Annotated in this window: 14 protein-coding genes; 2 read left to right on the plus strand and 12 right to left on the minus strand. The window is 53.0% G+C overall.

Annotation, left to right across the window (positions count from 1 at the left end; genetic code table 11):
- Positions 1–63: 63 nt before the first annotated feature.
- The 4 genes from ggt to GN208_RS08455 all read right to left on the minus strand — a co-directional run bounded on the left by ggt (position 64) and on the right by GN208_RS08455 (position 6,094).
- Positions 64–1,827 carry a gamma-glutamyltransferase gene (ggt, locus tag GN208_RS08440; RefSeq protein ID WP_004235929.1) on the minus strand — a complete coding sequence of 588 codons (1,764 nt, stop codon included), beginning with the start codon at positions 1,825–1,827 and terminating at the stop codon, positions 64–66.
- Between the two features lie 244 nt (positions 1,828–2,071).
- Entirely contained in the window at positions 2,072–3,541 is a 1,470-nt protein-coding gene (dtpB, locus tag GN208_RS08445) for a dipeptide/tripeptide permease DtpB (RefSeq protein WP_015422504.1), read from the minus strand.
- Positions 3,542–3,949: 408 nt separating this feature from the next.
- Positions 3,950–4,474: a 4-hydroxyphenylacetate 3-monooxygenase, reductase component gene (gene hpaC / locus GN208_RS08450; protein WP_015422505.1), complete on the minus strand. Its 525-nt coding sequence runs from the start codon at positions 4,472–4,474 to the stop codon at positions 3,950–3,952.
- A gap of 147 nt (positions 4,475–4,621) precedes the next feature.
- The gene (locus tag GN208_RS08455) at positions 4,622–6,094 is read right to left on the minus strand and encodes an NAD-dependent succinate-semialdehyde dehydrogenase (RefSeq protein WP_004235925.1); all 1,473 of its coding nucleotides are present in this window, start codon (positions 6,092–6,094) and stop codon (positions 4,622–4,624) included.
- A 238-nt stretch (positions 6,095–6,332) separates the two neighbouring features.
- Between GN208_RS08455 and hpaR the strand changes: the two genes are divergently transcribed.
- Positions 6,333–6,764, plus strand: a complete 432-nt coding sequence (gene hpaR, locus GN208_RS08460; protein ID WP_004235924.1) for a homoprotocatechuate degradation operon regulator HpaR — start codon at positions 6,333–6,335, stop codon at positions 6,762–6,764.
- A 42-nt stretch (positions 6,765–6,806) separates the two neighbouring features.
- Here the strand turns inward: hpaR and betT are convergent, their stop codons facing one another.
- Together betT and GN208_RS08470 are read right to left on the minus strand one after the other, a co-directional pair.
- Positions 6,807–8,807 (minus strand): choline BCCT transporter BetT, encoded by a 2,001-nt coding sequence (gene betT / locus GN208_RS08465; protein ID WP_004235923.1) that lies wholly within the window; start codon positions 8,805–8,807, stop codon positions 6,807–6,809.
- Positions 8,808–9,236: 429 nt separating this feature from the next.
- Complete coding sequence (locus GN208_RS08470) at positions 9,237–9,638, minus strand: hypothetical protein (RefSeq protein ID WP_243828330.1); 402 nt, start codon at positions 9,636–9,638, stop codon at positions 9,237–9,239.
- 310 nt (positions 9,639–9,948) lie between these two features.
- Between GN208_RS08470 and GN208_RS08475 the strand changes: the two genes are divergently transcribed.
- Positions 9,949–10,626, plus strand: coding sequence for a YetF domain-containing protein (locus tag GN208_RS08475; RefSeq protein ID WP_004235920.1), 678 nt, complete (start codon positions 9,949–9,951; stop codon positions 10,624–10,626).
- Between the two features lie 11 nt (positions 10,627–10,637).
- Here the strand turns inward: GN208_RS08475 and GN208_RS08480 are convergent, their stop codons facing one another.
- The 6 genes from GN208_RS08480 to GN208_RS08505 all read right to left on the minus strand — a co-directional run bounded on the left by GN208_RS08480 (position 10,638) and on the right by GN208_RS08505 (position 17,955).
- Positions 10,638–11,393 (minus strand): DeoR/GlpR family DNA-binding transcription regulator, encoded by a 756-nt coding sequence (locus tag GN208_RS08480; protein ID WP_243828331.1) that lies wholly within the window; start codon positions 11,391–11,393, stop codon positions 10,638–10,640.
- A 43-nt stretch (positions 11,394–11,436) separates the two neighbouring features.
- A complete protein-coding gene (locus GN208_RS08485) occupies positions 11,437–12,246 on the minus strand; it encodes a Cof-type HAD-IIB family hydrolase (protein WP_004235918.1) in 810 nt (269 codons plus the stop codon).
- A 43-nt stretch (positions 12,247–12,289) separates the two neighbouring features.
- Positions 12,290–13,132 (minus strand): hypothetical protein, encoded by an 843-nt coding sequence (locus tag GN208_RS08490; protein WP_004235917.1) that lies wholly within the window; start codon positions 13,130–13,132, stop codon positions 12,290–12,292.
- A 123-nt stretch (positions 13,133–13,255) separates the two neighbouring features.
- Positions 13,256–14,830, minus strand: coding sequence for a PTS sugar transporter (locus tag GN208_RS08495; RefSeq protein ID WP_004235916.1), 1,575 nt, complete (start codon positions 14,828–14,830; stop codon positions 13,256–13,258).
- A gap of 355 nt (positions 14,831–15,185) precedes the next feature.
- Positions 15,186–16,328, minus strand: coding sequence for an FMN-dependent L-lactate dehydrogenase LldD (gene lldD / locus GN208_RS08500; RefSeq protein ID WP_004238839.1), 1,143 nt, complete (start codon positions 16,326–16,328; stop codon positions 15,186–15,188).
- Positions 16,329–16,374: 46 nt separating this feature from the next.
- Positions 16,375–17,955 (minus strand): L-lactate permease, encoded by a 1,581-nt coding sequence (locus GN208_RS08505; protein WP_015422507.1) that lies wholly within the window; start codon positions 17,953–17,955, stop codon positions 16,375–16,377.
- Between the last annotated feature and the right edge of the window lie 120 nt (positions 17,956–18,075).

Genomic DNA, 18,075 nt, shown 5'->3' on the forward strand with positions numbered 1-18,075 from the left:
CCGTAAAAAATGCCCTGTCCGTGACGGACAGGGCATGCTGCGTTTACAAATCCGGCCGGGAGATTACTCGACTCCTGCTGCCTCCCCGGCCGGACGGCGCACATCGTTGGCACCGTATAAATAGCCTTCCCGCACCTTACCGGACACGGCGGCATCATTGCCGGAAGAGTCCGCACTGACTCCGGCGGCACCCGGTAACCCCACCATAATCAGCTCGGCGGCACCCCACGGTGTCTGTTCAACCATCTTATAACCCATTTTATCCAGCAGATTCAGTGAGTCTTTTGACACACCGCGCTGCTCGTAATACACCTCATCCGGCAGCCACTGATGGTGGATACGCGGCGCATTCACAGCTTCCTGCGGTGCCATGCCGTGATCGATAATATTCAGCGCGGTCTGCAGAGTGATAGAGATGATCCGTGAGCCGCCCGGCGAACCGAGCACCAGGAAAATCTTACCGTCTTTGGTGACAATGGTCGGGCTCATGGAGGAAAGCGGACGTTTGCCCGGGGCAATCGCGTTGCGCTCACCCTGAACCAGGCCGTACATATTCTTCTCGCCGATTTTGGTGGTGAAATCATCCATTTCATCATTGAGGAAGAAACCGGTACCCGGCGGGATCACCACCGCACCGAAACGACCGTTGATGGTATAGGTGGTGGAAACCGCATTGCCTTTATTATCCACCACGGAATAGTGTGTGGTTTCCGGTTTTTCATGCGGGCCTGTACCCGGCTGCACCTGAGCGGAAGGTGTGGCTTTGCCCGGAATGATTTCTTTGCGCAGCTCTTCCGCATAGGCTTTGCTGGTCAGTTTTTCGGTCGGGTTTTTCACAAACGCCGGGTCACCGAGGAAGGTGTTGCGATCCATATACGAATGGCGCATTGCCTCTGTCAGAGTGTGAATATAATCCGCCGAGTTAAAGCCCATTGCTTTCAGATCATAACCTTCCAGAATATTCAGGGTCTGGCAGATAGTCACACCACCGGAGCTCGGCGGCGGGGCAGATATAAATTCATAGCCGCGATAGGTACAGGTGACCGGCGCAACCTCAGAAATAGTGTAATCCGCAAAATCTTTGGCTGTCAGCTTACCGCCGCCTGCCTGAGAGGCTTTTTCCACGATTTGCGGGATTTCCCCTTCATAAAAGGCGGGAGGGCCTTCTTTGGCGATGCGCTCCAGGGTATTGGCCAGATCGGTCTGAATCAGCCGGTCGCCGGGCTGGAATGCGGAGCCGTCAGGTTTAAGGAAAATCCGCGCTGCTTCCGGATCCTGCTTAAAGCGGGCGGTGGTGGTGTCCAGCACATCGGTATCTGCGCGGGTCAGGATAAAACCGTCACGGGCCAGTTTTATCGCCGGAGCCATCACCTGCTCCCGTTTCATGGTACCGTATTTTTCCAGGGCATAATCAAGCCCTTTTACCGTACCCGGAACCCCGGCGGCGAGATAGCCGTACAGGCTGGCATCTTTGATCAGATTGCCGTCTTTATCGAGATACATATCCGCAGAAGCGGACGCCGGGGCTGTTTCGCGGAAATTGATGAAAATATTTTTTCCGTCTGCCAGATGCAGGGTCATAAAGCCGCCGCCGCCGATATTACCGCAGCAGGGATTCACCACCGCCTGAGCGTAGCCGACAGCCACTGCAGCATCCACCGCGTTACCGCCGGCTTTCAGAATATCAGCCCCGGCCTGTGACGCCAGATGCTGGGAAGAGACCACCATCCCGTTGCGGGCTTCAGCGGCGGGTTCGGAAGCGGCATACAATTGCGGGGAAAGCAGCAGAGAGAGCAGAAGAACAGGTGTTCGCCATGGGGTTATCATTATTATCTCCGTTGATCGTGCAGGGTTTTGTATGAGGGATTGATTGACTATTTGTTAATTAATAGTTAATTAACGTATAGCAGGGATAGCAATATTTGAGAAATGGCGTGCGGGAAAATGTGAAACCGGGCAGAAAAGCAGGACGGGGAGATAATAAAAAACCCGGATAGCCCGGGTTATGCAGAACAGCGTGTCATTACGCAAACGAGACGGAAAACCGGTGCCGCCGCACCGGTTAACACAATCAGGCTGTTTTTTCTTCTTTCATGATTTTGTTCAGTTTCGGTACGATAGCCCACATAATCAGGCCGGCAACCGCCGTTGCGATACCGATTTTACCAAACACATCGGTGTAGATACCGAGAGTCTGAAGCGGATCAGTCACGCCTTCCGGTGGTGCGGTAAAGGTCGCCACGTAGCCGCCCAGCAGTGTTGCCATTGCCTGGGTCAGGAACCACATCCCGAGAATAAAGCCCATCAGGTACTGCGGAACGAACGCAGCCACCATCGCCAGACCCAGCGCACTGATCATCAGCTCACCAACTGCCTGGAAGAAGTAAACCAGAACGATAAACCACGGAGATGTCAGACCGGACGCATCGGCAAACCACATACCGGAAGCAGCGGCTGTCAGGAAACCGGCGGAGCAGCAGAACATACCGATGGTGAATTTACCCGGCATGGAGAAGTCTTTGCCGCGTGCGCCCATCTTGCTGTAGAAGTAAGCCAGAACCGGGCTCAGTACGATGATCCAGAACGGGTTCAGTGCTTGGAAGCTGACCGGATGCACATCAATACCCATAATGGTGTGATGTACGTTATAGATAGCGAAGAAGTTCAGTGAAGTCGGCATCTGGGCATACAGCACATAGAAGATAACCGCTTCCAGCATCAGAACAAACGCCACATACATCTTGTTCCGCTCAACACCTTTCAGTTTGAAAGCTTCGCGGAAGAAGAAGAAGATAACCACAGCGGTGACGCCGAGTAACACATAGTTGGCAATAATGACGTTGTGCAGTAACCATGCACACAGGAAAACAGTTGCCACACTACCGGCGATGACGACCAGCAGGCTGCCGAATTTTATTGGTTTGTGATCCGGCTCGGAACCGATATTACGCACCATTTTCTGACAGAACAGGAAGACCGCCAGGGCGATCAGCAGGCCGATACCACAGATGTTATAAGTAACGGTATAGCTGTATTTGTCCGCGATAACCGGTGCCAGTGACAGGGAAATCAGAGAGCCGATGTTGATCGACATATAGAACAGGGTGAATGCCCCGTCCAGACGCGGGTCTTTCGGCGGATAGCATTTTGCCAGCAGACTGGCCGGGTTGGCTTTGAATAAGCCGTTACCGACAGCAATGGTACCCAGTGCGTAGAAAATCAGATCCGGGTGCATGATAGACAGGCCGGTCATAAAATAACCGACAGCCATCACGATGGCCCCTAAGATGATGGTCCGTTTGGTCCCGAGGACGTGGTCACCGACGTAACCACCGATGGAGATCAGACCGTATACCAGCGCGGCGAATGCCCCGAAGGTGATGAATGCCTGTTCCTGACTGAATCCCAGTTTCTGAACAAAGTAGACGGCCAGGATGCCTTGCACACCGTAATAGCCGAAGCGTTCCCACAGCTCCACGATAAAAATCATGAAGAATGGCTTGGGTTGGTTAAACAAACCAACCTGCGCGGGTTTACTCATGGTTTAATGCCTCTTATTAATAATTATTCATCACGCAAAAGCCTTCCCGGCATCGCGGAGGCAAAGCTAAAAGATAAACTCTTGCGTAAGGTTGAGTGTTTGCGTATTTGTCAGGGTATTTGCCAAAGGGCTCAGACTAATATATTGCTGTCTGAGCATCTCAAAGACAGATCACACTTACTGCAATAATTAATATCATAATTGAAATAAAATTCATTAGATTGACATCAATAATTAGTCCGCAATGGTTTTGTTGATGGCGTATTGAGCAGATTGATGGTTATTTATTCTGTTGTCCGGAGGGGGGCGGAATTAAATATGACAAACTGTAACAGGTATTTTTCTGATGAATAATGATTCGTTAACACATGATGTGTTAACGAATATTATGACAATAATGAAAGAGGATCAGGCAACTGCAGCAGCGGGGATATCACCGGTTTCGACAGTGCGGAAATCGCGGCGGAAGTAAATCAGGCCGTGACCTTCGTCGCGGACATCAATATTGCTGATCTCTGCCATAAAGATATTGTGTGTGCCGATTTCCTGCACCTGAGTCACCACGCCTTCCAGACAGGCCAGTGAGCCGTGCAGACAAGGTTGTCCCAGCGCTCCCGGCTGCCAGTGATCACCGGCAAAACGCGCGTCCATACTCAGGCCGGTCATCCCGGCAAAATCACACGCCAGTGCCTGGTGTTCATGGGTGAGCACATTGACACACAAACGTCCGTTGGCTCTGAACACCTCACTGAGCGCACTGCTGCGGTTGATGCACACCAGCAGGGTCGGCGGCGTATCCGTGACAGAGCAGACCGCGGTGGCGGTCAGCCCGCCGCGCCCGGCGTCGCCGTCGGTGGTGACGATATTGACGGCAGCGGAGAGTGTCGCCATTGCGTCGCGGAACAACAGACGCTGTGAATTATCCAAAGACATACCAACTCCCGGTGGGATAAAAAATGTGACGCAATTGTTGCTTATTTGCGAATGATACGCAGTCTAATGATAGCCGGGGAAAAATACAAGGGAGAGTCAGAAAATGCGGCTGCCGGAAGGACAGCCGCAGGCGGTGGTCAGCGGGGATTAACGGATCCCGCCGAAGCAGAGGTATTTGATTTCCAGATAGTCATCAATACCGTGGCGGGAGCCTTCACGGCCGAGGCCGGATTGCTTGATACCGCCGAACGGTGCCACTTCCGTGGAAATAATCCCTTCATTAATACCGACCATTCCGGCCTCCAGGGCTTCAGCCACGCGGTAGACCCGGCCGATATCGCGGGAATAGAAATAAGCGGCAAGACCGAACTCACTGTTATTTGCCGCGCGGATGGCTTCTTCCTCATCGCGGAAACGCACCAGCGGTGCCAGCGGGCCAAACGTCTCCTCGCGGGTCACCAGCATGTCTGAAGTCACACCGGTCAGAACTGTCGGCTCAAAAAATAGTCCGCCCTGTGCCGCCGGCTTCCCGCCGCTGAGAACAGTTGCACCTTTGCTGATCGCATCGGCGATATGCTCACTGACTTTGCGGATAGCAGCCTCATTAATCAGCGGCCCCTGTTGTGCTTTTTCGTCGGTGTACGGCGCAACATGCAGGGCACTGACAGCCTTCGCCAGTTTCGCGGCAAAGGCATCATACACGCCTTCCTGCACATAGAGACGGTTGGCGCAGACACAGGTTTGCCCGCTGTTACGGAATTTGGCGGCCATGGCACCGGCAACCGCCGCATCGAGATCGGCATCATCAAACACAATAAACGGCGCGTTACCGCCCAGTTCGAGAGAGAGCTTTTTAACCGTCTCCGCACTCTGCGCCATCAACAGCTTGCCGACACGGGTGGAGCCGGTAAAGGAGATTTTGCGCACGACCGGGCTGGTGGTCAGTTCGCCGCCGATAGCCGCCGCATCAAGCCCGGTGACAACATTGAGCACTCCGGCCGGAATACCGGCCTGTTCCGCGAGTGCCGCCAGCGCCAGAGCGGAAAGCGGGGTTTCCGCTGCCGGTTTCAGCACCATGGTACAGCCTGCCGCCAGTGCCGGAGCGGCTTTGCGGGTGATCATCGCATTCGGGAAGTTCCACGGTGTAATAGCACCGACCACCCCGATCGGCTGGCGTATGGTGGCGATCCGCTGTCCGCTCTGTGTGGCCGGAATGGTTTCGCCGTACACGCGCTTGCCTTCTTCGGCAAACCATTCAATAAAGCTGGCACCGTAGGCGATTTCCCCGAGTGATTCCGCCAGTGGTTTGCCCTGCTCCAGACTCAGGAGTTGTGCCAGTTCCTCCTGATTCTCCATGACAAGAAAAAACCAGCGGCGCAGTATCTGCGCACGGGCTTTGGCGGTCAGGGCGCGCCAGCCCGGCAGGGCATTTTCAGCGGCGGCAATGGCAAGCCGGGTTTCGTGTGCGCCGAGGTCGCTGACGCGGGTGATCAGTCCGCCGGTGGCCGGGTTGGTCACATCAAACGTGGCCTTATCCTGTGCATCGGTCCACTGACCATTGATATAGCCGCCGGTGCGCAGCAGGGAAAAGGAAGGATCGGTTAACGATGAGGTGAACATAGAGAGCTCCGTTGCGTTTTCTCAAAAAAGTGATGAGGGCACTGAGATATCAGCAGAAGACCATTGATTTATTGTTAATATGGCGTTAATAAAAGGAGAGTCCTTTGGGTCTTCGTGACTGATATGCTTTTTATTCTAACAGAGGATGTCTGATTGCGCATTTTCCCGATAAAATTGCGCCTTTTTTTGATAACGTCGATGTTTATGATGTGAGTACATCGCGGAGAAATTACCCATTATGCATGAATCATTACTTATCGCCCTTTTGCAGGCCCGTGAAGTGGTCCTCGGCTACTTTCGCCCGACCCTGAAAGCACACCAACTGACGGAGCAGCAGTGGCGGATCATTCGCATACTGGCTAAGACCCCGTCGCTCGATTTTCATCTTCTGGCACAGAAAAGCTGTATTCTGCGTCCCAGCCTGACCGGTATTCTGACGCGGATGGAAAAAGCGGGCATTATCCACCGCCTCAAGCCCCTCAGTGATCAGCGCAAACTCTACCTCTCCCTGACTGACGAAGGCATGGCACTGTATCACCGTGTGCAGGCGGAAGTGGAGACCGGCTATCAGGCGCTGGAATTACAGTTCACACCGGAGAAGGTACGCCAGCTCTATGCACTGCTGGATGACCTGGTTGCACTGCCGCAGCGCGACAACGAAGAAGAATAAAAAAAGGCCGCTCAGATGAGCGGCATTTTTACAGTGACAGGCTTACTTCTTGCCGAGCAGATGCAGGAAGTGAATATGTTTTTCGTACTGGTCAAGGATGTCATGAATAATCTGCTCCTTGTTCCAGCCCATAATGTCATAATCCTGTCCGCCCTCTTTCAGATGGATTTCCGCGCGGTAATAGCGGTGTTCCTCATCTTTTTCCTCGTCGGTCATACCGGAAAGGGCAAAGGACGGCTGATTGTAATAGCGCAGCCGGGTTTCATAGATAAAGTTCATATCATCCCCCAGATCGACCTCAAAGGTGATCCGGTCGTCGCGGCTGCGGTCGATATGGCTCGGTGTGCTCTGTTTTTCCAGCTCCTGAGACACCATGTCCATCGCCTCTGACACCACTTCATCAATAAAGCGTTTGACCAGCGAACGTTTCGGGAAATAGCCGATATTACGCAGACGGCGCTGCCACGGGATCGGGTTGCGGCTGGCGGTCGGTGCAATGGTCGCCAGTTGCTGACTGTCGCGTTTATGCACATCAATCCGCAGGGCTTTGATCAGTCCGTAAATCGAGAACAGCAGCACAACCGCAAACGGCAGGGCGCTGGCGATAGTTACGGTCTGCAGGGCGGATAATCCCCCGGCCAGCAGCAGAGTGATCGCCACCACGCCCATCAGTCCGGCCCAGAAGATCCGCTGCCAGACCGGCGTGTGGGTATCCCCGCCGGAGGCCAGGGTATCCACCACCATCGCGCCGGAGTCAGCGGAAGTGACGAAGAAGACAATCACCATCAGCATGGCAAAGAAAGAGAGCACCGTGGAGAACGGGAAATACTCGAGGAACTGGAACAGTGCCAGTGACACATCCTCTTTCACCACCGCGGCGAGGGCGGTTGCACCCTGATTTTTGATCAGATCAATGGCGGTATTACCGAAGAAGGTCATCCACAGCAGGGTAAAGCCCGCCGGGACAAACAACACGCCGAAGACAAATTCACGGATGGTGCGCCCGCGTGAAATCCGCGCGATAAACATCCCGACAAACGGCGACCACGACAGCCACCAGCCCCAGTAAAGCAGGGTCCAGCCGCCCAGCCAGTCGTCTGACTTCGGCTCATAGGCAAAGAGATTAAAGGTATTACTGACGATTTCAGAAAGATAGCCGCCGGTGTTCTCAACAAAGGATTTCAGCAGCAGCACGGTCGGGCCTAATACACCGACCATAATCAGCAGCAGAACCGCCAGGCCGAGGTTCAGCTCTGACAGAAAACGGATGCCTTTATCCAGACCGGACACAACCGACAGCGTGGCCAGTGAGGTGATCACCACAATCAGCACCACCTGAACAGTTTCTGTCTGCGGCAGGCCGAACAGATGATTCAGCCCGGCATTCACCTGTAACACGCCGAAGCCGAGGGAGGTCGCGACCCCGAATACCGTACCGACCACAGCGAAAATATCCACCGCGTGACCGGCTGCGCCGTAAATACGGTCACCGATAATCGGGTAGAGTGCGGAACGCAGTGTCAGCGGCAGGCCGTGGCGGTAGCTGAAAAACGCAAGGATCAGCGCCACAACCGCGTAAATAGCCCAGGCGTGTAACCCCCAGTGGAAGAAGGTCAGGCGCATGGCCTCTTTTGCCGCTTCAACCGTTTCCGGTGTGCCGACAGGCGGGGAAAGATAATGCATCACCGGCTCGGCGACACCGAAGAACATCAGCCCGATCCCCATTCCTGCGGAGAACAGCATGGCGAACCAGGAAATATAACTGTATGCCGGACGGGCGTGATCAGGGCCGAGTTTAATATCACCGAAACGGGACAACCCCATAAAGGTGACGCTCAGTAAAATCAGGGCGACAGCGAGGATATAGAACCAGCTGGCATTTTTAAACAGGCTGGTCTGAAGGGCTTTAAGGTGTATGTCCGCCGTTTGGGGAAACAGGGCGGCAAAGCCGACAATCAGGAGAATAACCAGGGCCGAAATATAAAAAACCGGCGGATTAATCTTCATTTTTTTTGCGGATTGTTCAGTGTCCTGATGACTCATGAATTATTCCTTTTATCAGTTGCAGATAACGCCGGCAGTAAAAAGGGGAGAACTGCATCAAAGCGTCAGATTTTCCTTCTGAAAACGGTACGCGGCTGCGCAGCGGTAAATAGAAACCCCGGCAAAATAGTGTCAGCGGGAGATCAGAAAAAACGGAGATGAATACAGGCTAAACCTGCGGAAAAAAAGCGGTGATATTAGATTTTATTCCCCCGGTTGGTGAAAAAAAGAGGATTATAGTGCCAAAAATGTCACTCTGCGGCAAGTCACGGGGTATTTTTGCGGGAAAAAGAGATATTTTTATCTGTGAATTTTATTTACCGAAACCGGCAAACTACCTGAAATAACACAATAAAAAAGCCGGAAACAGTCATTGTTTCCGGCTGACGGCTGTTTTACGGATTGATACGGGATATTACCTGTTCAGGTTTACTGAGCATCTGCGGGTTTTCCGCTGACATCCTGTTTCAGCTCATCAATTTTTTTATCAGCGGCGGCTTTGGCTTCATCCGCTTTCTGTTTCAGCTCTGCGGCTTTTTCTTCCGCGGCTTTTTTGGCATCTTCGCCTTTATCTTTGGCATCAGCCAGCAGGGCATCAGCCTCTTTTTTCAGCTCATCCGCTTTGGCATCGGCACTGTCACGGATTTCAGCAGCTTTCTCTTTGGCATCCTGCTTTATTTCATCCGCTTTCTGCTCTGCGGCTTCCTTAATCTGCGCGGCACCTTCCTGTGCTTTCTGTGCGGCGGGATCCGTTTTGCTGCTGTCGTCACACCCGGTGGCCAGTGCAAATACCCCCGCAAGGATGAGTGAACTTAATAATGCCTTTTTCATGATTAACTCCTCTTCAGCAATACTGAGTAAAATAACCGGATAACATCGTGTCCGCGATTATTGATTATATAATAAAATCAGGCAGTCTGCTGACAGATATAATTTTCTGTCAGGGTTATCCCTTTCAGCATAGAAAATGAAGCGCCGGTTGTATAGTGCTGAGGGGGATTTATCAGTAACGGCATAAAATAATATCCCGCTGCATAAAAATATCCGGTAATATCAATACAGAATGCAGTCTTATAAGCGCAACATAGTAACATGTTTTATTTCAGTTGGTTAGCGTTGTTTGTCAGTGTAAGGAAATACCATGACATATTATCTGCTGGTTATCGTTAAATTTATCATCGGCTTTGTTATTGTGTTAACGCACATGAATATCTCCGGGAAAACCCAATTATCACAAATGACACCGGTTGATTTTATTGGAAACTTTGTACTGGGCGGCATTATCGGCGGTGTTATTTACAGTGATACTATTCCGCTGACGCAATATATTATTATTCTGCTGATGGGGGTGAGTTTTATCAGCATAATCAATTGGGTCAGCAAACATATCAGTGTGCTGCGTGCGGTGACTATCGGTAACCCGATCCCGATTATTAAAAACGGGGTGTTTATCATGGACAGCATTCATGAGAAGCGTAATAAAATCGATATTCTGAATATTACCTCCCGCATGCATGCGCAGGGGATCTATTCATACCGCGATGTGTATTATGCGCAGATAGAGCCGGACGGCCAGCTGACGGTGATTTGTGACCAGTCACAGATGCCGTCTGTCATTGTGATGAAAGACGGCGTACCGCGTAAATATGAACTGGAACAGATTGGTCATGATGAGCCGTGGCTGGCAGACCGCCTGAAACAGCAGGGAATTGACGACCCTGAGTCTGTTTTCCTGGCGGAATTTTATAACGGCAGCCTCAATGTGGTGATGAAGGACGGGCGGATGACCGGTCATCACAGCGAGCCGTCACAGCCGTAAGGTTTTTTCCCTTACGGCACGATAATGACTTTTTCCGGATATTTTTCACGGAATTCGTGCGCTTTCTGCCATTTATCGTCACAGATAATTTTATCGATAACGGCAATCTCCGCGATCTTTAAAATCCCCTGCTGGCTGAATTTGCTGGAGTCGGCCAGAATAATTTTCTGCTTACTTTTTTCCAGCATTTTCCGCGCAATCATGCCTTCTTCAACGCTTTTGACCAGAATACCTTCATCGCGCACACCGCCTGCACCAACAAACGCAAAGTCCGCATAAATATGATCGATTTCATGCAGGGTTTTCGCGCCGAGATTGGCCCGGAATTCATGGCTGTATTCACCGCCCAGCACATACACTTTCGCCAGCGGGTTCTGCGAGGCGATTTTATCCGCGATAAGGGCGGAGTTGGTGAAAACGGTAAATGCAATCGCCGGTAACTGCGCGGAAAACAGCAGCGTTGTCGAACAGGAATCGATATACAGTGTGTCGTGCTCGGAAATCAGCCCGGCAGCGTAGCGCGCGAGGGTCATTTTTTCCTCGCGGTTCAGTTCCAGCCGCTGTTCAAAGCTGCCTTCGCTGACACTCTTTTTCTTCATCGCCCCGCCGTGAATTTTGATGATCTCGCCTTCTTTCTCCAGAATGGAGAGATCACGGCGGATCGTCTCAGAGGTGACACTCAGTGTATCAGCAAGATCCTGCACACTGACTTCCCCCTGCTGATTCAGCAGATCGAGAATGTATTCCTTTCTTTTTATCGGATTCATGACCGTTCTCATCACACTCGTAAACATGAACAATATTAGCGCATTATGTGTCGTTGCGGAATGCCGCTCTGTAATGATGAAGTGCGGCAGCAACGCCATCCTCCCGGCAGTCAGCCGTAATATACCCGGCGGCCTGCTTCAGTGCCGGTACGGCATTGCCCATTGCCACACGCAGATCTGCTGCGGCAAATAAAGAGAGATCGTTTTCCTGATCCCCGATGGCCATGATGGTACCCGGCCGCAGAATACCGCGCTCCGTCAGTATTTGCAGGGTACTGCCTTTACTCACGGATGCCGGAACCAGTTCAAAATAGTGCTGGTCGGTAAAGAATGCGCTGACCTTTGCCGGTAACAGCGGACGAAGGATTTCAGCCCGTTGCCGCAGGGCTTCTGCTTCTCCGCACAGGGTGATTTTAATGATATCTGTCCGGCTGAAAATATCGTCTGCCGCGAGCGTTTGTATTGGCAGGCCGAATAATTCAGCTTCATGAATGGTGTATTCTGATATTTCCCCCGGCGGACAGAGCAGAGCATCCTCACCGAAAGCATGCCAGCCGGTGGTGAGCAGGTTTTGCAGTGCGGATAACATTACCGGAGACAGGGTTGCCCGGCTCAGAACGGATTGTGTACGGCAGTCATAAATCACCGCACCGTTACAGGCGCCGATAGCGCGGATCACCGGAAGCAGCCCGGCGCTGTCCGTCAGAGACAAAATTGCCCGCAGCGGGCGGGCAGAGCAGATCACAATATCCGTTTCCGGCGGCAGCGCCAGCAGTGCCCGGCGGTTGCCCTCTGAAATACGGTTATCCGGATGTAAAAGCGTGCCGTCGAGATCGATAGCCAGTGTGGTCATAAAGAGCCTCAGCGGGAGCGGTGCCCCCGCATTGGAAATTCAGTCAGTTGTGATGAATAAAGGATTGAGTAACCTGTGCAGCCGCCTGACACACCACGTTATCAATTGCGGTGCCGACCACTAAAATATTCACCCCGGTTTCTTTAAACGCTTTGGCATTGGCGACGTTAATACCGCCTTCCGCCAGCGTCGGGACACTGACTGCGCCGACCAGCGCTTTCAGCCGAGCTTTAATCTGTTCCGGAATTTCACCGGCAGCCACGCCCTCGTAGCTCATACCGGTCATCAGGCCGATCATATCCACGCCGATGGCTTCCATTTTCTTCGCCACTTCCGCGACTTCTTCCGGGGTTTCCGCCGGGATACCAAAGGTATGCAGATCGTCCGGGTGGCCGATGTAGGCATCCACGGTCAGGCCGAAGCGGTGCGCAAGACTGACAATATCTGCCAGATCCTCAAAAGTGGATTTATGGGTGTGCAGGCCGTCAGCTCCGGCACGGGCGATCTGTAAAATATCCTCTTCTGTCACCGGCACCGGGATGGTTTCGGTGAATCCGCCGGCGATCCCGACCGTAATAAAGACATCATCCGGGATCACATTGCGGATACCGTTGACGGCTTCCGCCATCTGCGCGGTGGAGATCTCATGGCGGATCTGTTCGGCAGCGTGCATGTTATTCACGCCCCTGTGTCCGCGTGCCAGCGCCAGCGCCGGATGGTTCGGCTCCAGCATTTTGACCCCGGCATCACACACTGCTTTCGCCAGTCGCGCGTCATCACCGGTGATACCTGTGCTGAGCAGAGTCTGCCCGTTGTGCAGCGCAATAGCATTTCTGACTTTCGCCATGGCCTGTTCACGTTTTTTATTCATATCACCTATAAACATATCAACCTCTTATTACTTTTTTTGTGTTTTTGTATGACGGCACCCGGAGGTGCCGTTTTTATAAAGCCCTGGTGTTGGCGTGTGATATTTTTCACACTTATTCTTTGCTGTGTCGTCTTTGCATCAGCCTGCGGCTTTCACGGTTGTCACGGCACTGAAACGGTTGGCGATGACAGTTATGGCGCAGGTTAAAACCAGAATCACGGTCATGGTCAGCGCCATGTAAAGTGCGTTACTGGATAAGAACGGAGAGGCAAACGCCGGGACATACGCCACCCCTTTGACATTAAACATGCCGAGCATCATGCCGCCGATCCCGGCGGAGAGAATGGCACCGCCGAACACGATTTTGTTGGCAAACATGAAGGGATACGCCGATTCCACAAAGGTGCCGAATCCCAGATTGATAAGCAGTCCCGGGGCGGCGACCGCCGCCTCACTGCGTTCACGCGGGGCAATGACGTTTGCCAGGTTAATACCGGCGGCAACCATCACCAGCCCGACCATATCCACCGCGCCGAGGAAGCTGACACCGGTTTTTTCCATCTCGAGCAGTACCAGCGGCAGGATCACCGCGTGATACACACCACCGAGGATCGCAGGCCAGATAACCAGACCAGCCAGCAGTCCCGCCAGAACCGGACTGAAGGTGAGGGTGCTTTCCAGCGCCAGTTTGATGTAGTTACCGGCCAGCAGCGCCAGCGGACTGAGGAAATAGAACATGATAAGACCGGCGGCCAGACCGGAAATCCCGCCTGCCACGATGTTGACGGTGGTCATCGGAAATTTCCAGCTGATGCACAGGGCAAACAGGTAACGGACAAAAATACCCGCCATGATCCCGCCGGCGATCCCGCCGATCAGACCACCCTCGACCGAGAGCACCCCGGCGACAACCCCGGAAACAATCGAAACCTCATCCAGTTCGGAGACCTGTTTGGCGGCAATCACCGCCACAATCACCGGCAGCCCTTTGAGCAGCAGCTGGAAAATCGCATCCAGGCTTTCCAGTCCCGGGATGTGGCTCAGCGCCAGTACAATCGCCATGGCAATAAAGCCGGGCAGCGCGGGGATCATAATGCCGCGGATATTCATCCGCTTAAGCAGACTCTTATCGGATGGCCCGCCGGTGCTGCCTGCACTGCCCAGAACCGGACGGAATTTAATACCCCAGTGTTTACACAGGGAGGAGATAAACGAGATAGCCCGGGTTCTGCTGGTGGTGCCGGTGGTACCCGAGGTGGCAATCACATTGGCACCGGCGGCGGCGATATGGGCCATCGAGGTGCCGCCGGTACCGGCGATCGGCACTTTCTTTTCCGCTGCGGCCTGAAGTGCCAGGCGGTTGGCGTTGTGCGGATCGCCGCTCATAATAATGATGCCGTCGATATCGCCCTGTTCTATCAGCCGGGCAATCTGTTCATCACTGCCGCGCACGGCGTCATTGACTTCTGCGAGGGTGCCGGAGAACGTCACCGCTGGCACGGCATCTGCTTCTGTCAGGGTGTAGACCGCGGCAGCGGTAGAGGGTTTGGCAACATCCATCGACGCCTGTGCTGCAATAAACTGCACGGCAGCAACAGAAACACCGGCGGACTGACATTGTGTGTAGATTTCGCTCAGAAGTTTTTCAGGATCTGCACCACCGAGGTTGTACAGGTTCCCGCCACTACTGCCCAGTATGACAATTTTTTTCATAATCGGACCTCAGGGGGTTCAGGGTAAGTAACAACTTATTGTTGTTTTTTGTTGATATTGCTTGGTATAACAACGTAAATCAACACATCAAAATAGGGCGTATTGTTTATGAAATAATCACTGAATTGATTCGGTTTGGGTAAAATAGTGTAGAAGTGTGATTTTTGTAGTGTGATTAGCTGGTAATATCGGGATTTTATTTTATTTAATGCTGTTTAATTATTAGCTAATTATTTTGCTTTATGTTGTTTTGTGTGAGTTTGATCATAATTAACCGTGTCAATCACACAGAGAAACCACATAAAACAAAAAAGCCACTCTGGGGAGTGGCTTCAGAATAAAGATAAAAAACGGATCAGCCCGGCAGATTAACCAGTGAGTCGCGGGTGATATCGCGGATGGTTTTTGCACCGGTCAGTGTCATTGCCACGCGCATCTCTTTATCAATCAGATCCAGCAGGTTTTCGACTCCCGCCTGTCCTTGCGCCGCGAGGGCATAGACAAAAGCACGGCCGAGCAGGACAGAATCTGCCCCCAGCGCCAGCATCCGCACCACATCCAGCCCGTTGCGGATCCCGGAATCACTGAGAATAGTGATGTCTGATTTCACCGCGTCGGCAATAGCAGGCAGAGCACGGGCGGTGGAGAGCACGCCGTCCAGCTGGCGGCCGCCATGGTTGGAGACCACAATACCGTCCGCACCGAAACGCACTGCATCTTTCGCATCTTCCGGATCCAGGATCCCTTTGATAATCATCGGACCTTCCCAGAACTCGCGGATCCATTCGAGGTCTTTCCAGGAAATGGATGGATCGAAGTTTGCCCCCAGCCAGCCGATATAATCTTCCAGTTTGGTCGGTGCACCGCGATAGACTGAGATATTACCCAGATCATGCGGTTTGCCCAGCACGCCGACATCCAGTGCCCAGCGCGGGTGAACCATCGCCTGTAACACACGGCGCATGGCGGCATTCGGGCCGCTCATCCCGGAATGGGCATCACGGTAACGCGCTCCCGGCACCGGCATATCGACAGTAAAGACCAGGGTTTTGACCCCGGCGGCTTTGGCGCGCTCAAGGGCATTTTTCATAAAACCGCGATCGCGCAGCACATAGAGCTGGAACCACATCGGGCGTTCAATCGCCGGGGCGACTTCCTCAATCGGACACACGGATACCGTGGACAGAGTAAACGGAACGCCCTTATTGGCTGCCGCTTTTGCCGCCTGCACTTCACCGCGCCGCGCGTACATACCGGTCAGCCCGACCGGCGCCAGGGCAACCGGCATCGCCAGTTTTTCCCCGAACAGTTCAGTTTCCAGACTGAGAGACGACATATCGCGCAGCACCCGCTGACGCAGGGCGATATCCGCCAGATCCGCCGTATTGCGCTTCAGGGTATGCTCGGCATACGCCCCGCCGTCAATATAATGAAACAGGAAGGGTGGCAGTCTGGATTCGGCAGCCGCCCGGTAGTCTGTTGAAGCGGAAATAATCATCTTAAGTACCTGTATATGTATGTAACAAACTCAGCACTGTGCCCGGTTACAGGGTCAGTATCAGTGCCATCACGGCGGCAATCACGCCGTAGATAAACATCGGAACCACTGTCTTTTTGATAATGGATCCTTCGGCGTTGGTAATGCCGAGGATGGTGCAGACAGCGATAATATTATTCAGACACACCATGTTCCCCATGGCACCGCCGACAGACTGGAGCGCGAGGGTTAAATTGACATTCAGGCCGGTGGTCTGGGCAATGGATTGCTGGATCCCGCCGAAGGTCAGGTTGGACACGGTATTGGAGCCGGAGAAGAACGAGCCGAGTGCGCCGAGATAAGAGGCGAAATAGATCCAGCTCTCACCGGTGGCTCCCGCCAGTGAGCGGCCGATAATGTAAACCGGCGCATTTTCGCCGCCCTGCATCATCAGGTTTACCATAATCAGTGCACCGAACAGGGCAATAAACGGCTTGTTGGTCTGCTGTGCGGTCTGCACAAACATGGTTTTTACCTGAGTCCGTTTCAGGCGGAACAGGAAAATACCGATAAACACCACGAGGAAGAACGGGATCAGCGCCGGGACATACAGCGTTTTATAATCTGCCGCCGCCGGGGTGCCGAATACGTTGCTCAGGCGGACAATCAGTGCATCACTCAGTGTGATATGGCCGAGGAAACCCAGAGTACCTTCCCAAATCACGTTAGTGCTGTTGAGCAGTCCTTTCAGGCCGAGCTGGTGGATACGGGTGACAATCAGAATGCCGATCAGCAGCAGGGTCGGGGTCATCGCTTTGATAACCTGCCCGAACGGGATCACTTTTTTCTCTGTTTTTTGTTCAGTACGGGTCAGGCCGATACCGGCACGGGCGGTCACGACAGAAATCCCGAGGCCGATTGCTCCGCCGAGCAGTGCCGGGAACTCATAGTTGACCTGGGCCAGCAGCAGATACGGCACGGTACAGGCGAGCACGCTGATCAGAATAAACACGATATTACGGCGGATCTCCTGCCAGCTGACAATAAAACGCAGCGCCAGCAGCGGGATCACAAATGCAGCCACAAAGTGGATCAGCGCGGAGTAGTGGCTTATCTGATAAACACTCTCCTCACTCAGCCCGAGGTTGGCAAAACCAAACCAGGTCGGTGTACCGACGGCGCCGAACGAAACCGGCACGGAGTTCATCACCAGCGTCAGCAGGGCAACCCGCATGGCCGGGAAACCGAGACCGACCAGGATCGGTGCGGCGATAGCGGCAGGCGTTCCGAACCCGCTTGCGCCCTCAATGGTAAAGGCGAATGCCCAGCCGATAATCATCAGCTGTGCCACCGGATTGGGGCTGATATTTTCCAGCCAGCTGCGCACCACGTTTTCCGCGCCGCTCACCTGCATCAGCTTATTGAGCATAATCGCCCCGGCAATGATGGTGATCGGTGTCAGCACAGAAATAAAGGCGGTGACAATATTGGCGCTCAGCAGTGTGAGATCCGTTTTAAACCAGAACAGCTGGATACAGAACACCACAGCGGCCGTGAAAGGTAATGCAATGTAGGAAGGGATACTGCGGCGTTTTGTCATCATCCAGATTAACATCACGATCGGTGCAAGACTGAAAAAAATAGCCATAAAGCCCTCTGACATTATTATTGTTTTAAAAATAAATGTTGTATGCAGGATTCGTTAAATTTTCATTACGGAATTATTTTAATCACAACCAAAAAGAATTATCTATGCTGCATTTTTTTA

The sequence above is a fragment of the Morganella sp. HSTU-ASny43 genome (genome assembly GCF_022819185.1).
GTDB classification, from domain to species: Bacteria; Pseudomonadota; Gammaproteobacteria; order Enterobacterales; family Enterobacteriaceae; genus Morganella; species Morganella morganii.